At 65.8% G+C, this 4,431-nt stretch carries 5 protein-coding genes; all 5 read right to left on the bottom strand.

Annotated elements, in window-relative coordinates; genetic code table 11:
- Positions 1-91: hypothetical protein (locus I6U14_RS18205; protein ID WP_367115605.1), on the bottom strand; the 91-nt coding region annotated here is incomplete at its 3' end.
- Between the two features lie 25 nt (positions 92-116).
- Complete coding sequence (locus I6U14_RS01090) at positions 117-383, bottom strand: DUF1640 domain-containing protein (RefSeq protein WP_296896169.1); 267 nt, start codon at positions 381-383, stop codon at positions 117-119.
- A 76-nt stretch (positions 384-459) separates the two neighbouring features.
- Positions 460-1,569, bottom strand: coding sequence for an osmoprotectant NAGGN system M42 family peptidase (locus I6U14_RS01085; protein WP_296896168.1), 1,110 nt, complete (start codon positions 1,567-1,569; stop codon positions 460-462).
- The gene (gene ngg / locus I6U14_RS01080) at positions 1,566-3,332 is read right to left on the bottom strand and encodes an N-acetylglutaminylglutamine synthetase (RefSeq protein WP_296896167.1); all 1,767 of its coding nucleotides are present in this window, start codon (positions 3,330-3,332) and stop codon (positions 1,566-1,568) included. The genes I6U14_RS01085 and ngg overlap by 4 nt, the downstream gene beginning before the upstream one ends.
- A 202-nt stretch (positions 3,333-3,534) precedes the next feature.
- Positions 3,535-4,431, bottom strand: an 897-nt coding sequence (locus I6U14_RS01075) for an asparagine synthase-related protein (protein ID WP_296896166.1), incomplete at its 5' end; no start/stop codon positions are given.

Here is a 4,431-nt window from a genome sequence, read left to right as displayed (position 1 = left end):
CCGAGCGCCGATCTACGGCCCCGCGCCCAAGCCGCTGCCAGACCTGGTCAAAGGTCGCGTCCAGATCGTTGTAGAAGTGCTCGTCTGTCATGCTGAAGCGCCGGGCGCGAGACGGATCAGACAAAGAAGCTCTTGATGATGAGCGCGACGAGGCCGCCGATGACGACGCCCATCATCCATTTGAGCACGGCCAGCTCCGTGCGGATGGGACCGAGCTGCGAGGCGAATTCGCGTTCCAGGGCGTGGTCGAGGTACTCCCTGGTGACGAGCTCTTGTTGGGCATCGGCGATGACGCGCACCACCGCCTCCGCCTGCTCTTGGGCAAAGCCGGCGGTCTTGAGCTTCTCCACAAGCTCCAGCGTGTCGAAAGTGACCGTTGACATACCGCCACTCTAGCGCCGGCGGGGGCGCCTGGAAAGGCCCCGGCGCCCGCCTGGCCTCCAGCCACTTGGCCCTTCTTCAACCAGGCATGGTCGGGAAGCCCGCCCGCGGGCCCATTTCGTAGCGGTCGCGGGCGTAGAGCGGCGGCGACTGCATGTAGACGGCCACCAGCTCGGCGATGGACTCCAGCGCCTCCTGGTGGATGCGCTCGTAGCCGTGGCTGGCGTCGATGCCGAAGGTGACCAGTGCCGTGCGGACGTCGTTGCCCGCCTCCAGCGCGGCGGCGCTGTCCGAGCGGTAGAACTTGAACACGTCGCGCTGATGCGGGATCTGGAACTCCTGGCAGATCTGGATAACGCGATGAGTCAGGTGGTAATCGAAGGGCCCGCCCATATCCGCCATACAGATGGTCGCACCGAACTCGCTGGAGTTCTGCCCTGGGGCCGTGGTGCCGTTGTCGATGGTGAGCATCTCGGCCACGTCCTGATGCAGCGCCGCTGATGCCCCGGAGCCCACCTCCTCGGAGATGGTGAAAAGCGGATGGCAGTCTACGGGCAGCTCGACGCCCTGTTCCTTCACGGCCTTGGTCGCGGCGAGCAGCAGTGCAGCACCCGCTTTGTCGTCCAGGTGGCGCGAGTTGATGAAGCCGGTATCGGTGACCTCGGGCGTGGTGTCGATGGCGATGAAGTCCCCCACGTGCACGCCCAGTCGCAACAGGTCTTCCAGATTGAACACCCGCTCGTCGATGCGGAACTCGACATAGTCCCAGCCCGTGGGCTGGGTGTCGATTTCGGGCCCGAAGGTGTGCCCGGAGGCCTTCAGCGGCAGGATGGTACCGCGGTGCTGGCCGTGGTCAGTGAAGAGCGTGCAGCGCGCACCCTCGGCGAAGCGGGCGTTCCAGTGGCCCACTGGCACCAATTGCAGGCGGCCGTTGGGCTTCAAGGCCTTGACCATCGCGCCCAGGGTGTCGATGTGCGCGACGATGGCCTTGTTCGGGCGCTCCGCCTCACCCTTCAGCGTGGCGCGGATAGCACCACGCCGCGTGAGCTCGAAGGGCACGTCCATGCGCTCCAGCTCCTCGCAGACGAGGTGCACCACGCGGTCGGTATAGCCGGACGGGCTGGGCGTGAACAAAAGCTTCAGCAGCACGTCGAGCAGGTACTCGGAGTCGATGGGTACGGCTTTCAAACGCTGTGCTCTCGGTTGGCTGGATGCCGCGTCGCCGTCTGCGGAAACAGCAGGTCGACGAAGCGCTCGGCGGTGGGCTGCGGCTCGTGGTTCGCGAGTCCGGGGCGCTCGTTGGCTTCGATGATCACGTACTCCGAGCCGCCGACGTCAGGGACAAGAAAATCCAGCCCCGTCACCGGAATGTCAAGCTCCCGGGCCGCCTTTTGTGCCGCGGTCGCCAGCGTCTGACTGAGCTGGGCGGTGCAGTCGTGGATAGTACCGCCCGTGTGCAGGTTGGCGGTCTTGCGCACCACCAGCAGCTCACCTTCGGGCGGCACGTCCTCCATGCGGTAGCCTGCCTGCGCCACGCAGCGCTCGGTCTCATCGTCCATGGGAATGGAGCTCTCGCCGCCGGTGGCGGCGCGCCGGCGCCGGCTTTGAATCTGGACCAGCTCGTTGACGGTGTTCTGGCCATTGCCCACCACGTGCGCCGGCCGGCGGATGGCGGCGGCCACCACCTCGAAGTCGATCACGATGACGCGCAGATCGTCCCCCGGGCAGAACTGCTCTAGGATGACGGTCTCGCAGATTCGCCGCGCAGCTTTGATGGCCCGCTCCAGCTCCGCGACGGAGCGGATGTCGACGCTGATGCCAGCGCCCTGCTCGCCGCGGGCGGGCTTGACGACCACCCGCTTGTGCTGGGTTAGGAAGGCCTCTGCTTGGTCGAGCGCCTCGAACTCGCACTGCTCCGGCACCTTGAGGCCGGCGCGGCGCAGCAGCCGTTGGGTGACGGCCTTGTCGTCACAACGGCTCATCGCAACGGCGGTGGTGAGCTCTGATAACGACTCCCGACATACGATGCGCCGCCCGCCCAGGCTCAAGCCGAAGTAGCCCGCCTCGGCATCGATGACCCCGATGCCGATACCGCGCCGGCGGGCCTCGTTGACAATGATCGACGCATAGGGGTTGAGATTGGTCTCCGGCTGCCTGCCGATGAAGAGCGGTTCGTTGTAGGCATTCTTGTTCTTGAGCGCGAACACGGGCACGCGCTCGAAGCCGAGCTTCTCGTAAAGGCGGATGGCACCGCGGTTGTCGTGCATCACGGAAAGATCCAGAAAGGCACGCCCGCGGGCCTGATAGAACTCCACCACTTGGCGCACCAGGCTCTCGCCGATCCCAGGGTACGGCGCCTGGGAGTCCACGCAGAGCGCCCACAGGCTGGCACCATGCTCGTAGTCGCCGAAGGCCTCAACATGGTCGACACCGCAGACCACGCCGAGGATGGAGCCGTCCTGGAGATCCTCCGCGACCCAGTAGTGCAGTACCCGTGAGGCGCGCTGGCCGAAGATGAAGTCCGGTTCCGGTGGGACCATTTTGCGCGACGCGTAGAGGCGCGTCGCCGCCTCTGCATCCATGTGGCTGGTGAGCAGCCGAACCACAAAGCCCTTGGGGCGGCGCTGGCGGAATTGGTAGCGCTCGAACCACAACCGAAAGGTGTGGGAGGGGTCCAAGAACAGATCCTGCGGCGCATAAGACAGCACCACATGTGGGTCGCGTAGGTAGAGCGCTACGTCGCGGCGCCCGGGCTGCTCGTTCTGCAGACAGCGGGCGAGGCGCTGCGCGTCATTGAAGGTCTGCCCGAAAATGAGCCGGCCCCAGCCACAGTCGATGACGGTCTCGGACCAGGTCTCGTCGTCACTGCGCGGCTTGTTATCCCAGCTGCTCACCGACGGGCCACGCTTACGCTCAAGCCGGTGGTGGATGCTGTCTCTCGGGCTAGTCATCGAATTGTCCCCTCGTCCCGGTCGTTACTGCTCGGGCAGACTGCCTGGTGGGTTTCGGAAGCTCAGTGCGAAGTGCGAGGTGCGAAGCGACACGCCGCCGAGCGCGCTGCTGAGCTGCGACGCGCGCTTCGCGGTTGCGGAGTGCGCAGACCGCCGAGACCGCCGTCCATCCACACCCCGGACTCCGCACTTCGCACTCTCTTCAAACGCCATGTTCCTGCAGCCAAAGCTCCAGCAGCGCCACCTGCCAAAGCTTGGAGCCGCGCAGGGGGGTGATGTGTGACTCCGGCTCCGCCAGCAGCTCCTGCACGTAGTCGGGCTGGAAGAGCTGGCGGTCGCGGGCGCGCTGGGAGGTCACAGCGTCGCGCATCATGTCCAGCACCTCGCCACGGGGGTATTTGAGCGCCGGCACCGGGAAATAGCCCTTGGGTCGGTCGATGACCTCCTTAGGGATGACCCGGCGGCCGACGGCCTTCAGCACGCACTTACCCTCGTCGCAGAGCTTGTGCTCGGCGGGAATGCGCGCGGCGAGCTCCACCAGCTCGTGGTCCAGGAAGGGCACGCGCGCCTCCAGGCCCCAGGCCATGGTCATGTTGTCCACGCGCTTGACGGGGTCGTCCACCAGCATGATGAGCTGGTCGATGCGCAGCGCCTTGTCCACCGGTGCTTCGGCACCGGGCATTGCGAAGTGGCTGCGGATGAACTCGCGGCTGTAATCGTCACCGTGCAGCCTAGGGTGCACCGCGCGCAGGTACTCGTCGTGGCTGCGGTCGCAGAAGACCCGGGCATAGTCCATGACGGCATCAGTGCTTTCCTGCATGGGCGGATACCAGTGATAGCCGCCGAAGACCTCGTCGGCGCCCTGCCCGCTCTGCACCACCTTGACGTGCTTGGCCACCTCCTGGGAGAGCAGATAGAAGCCGATGACATCGTGGCTCACCATGGGCTCCGCCATGGCTCTGATGCAGCCGGGCAGGTTCGGCAGCAGGCGCGAGGCCGAATCCACGTGGATCTTATGATGGCGGGTGCCGTAGTGCTTGGCGATGATGTCCGAGTACTGGAACTCGTCCCCGGCCTCGTCGCCGACGCTCTCGAAGCC

The sequence above is a fragment of the Thiohalocapsa sp. genome (assembly GCF_019695415.1).
Lineage (GTDB): Bacteria > Pseudomonadota > Gammaproteobacteria > Chromatiales > Chromatiaceae > Thiohalocapsa.
The sequence above is the reverse complement of the archived record's forward strand: the minus strand, read 5'-3'. Positions and strand labels throughout refer to the sequence as shown.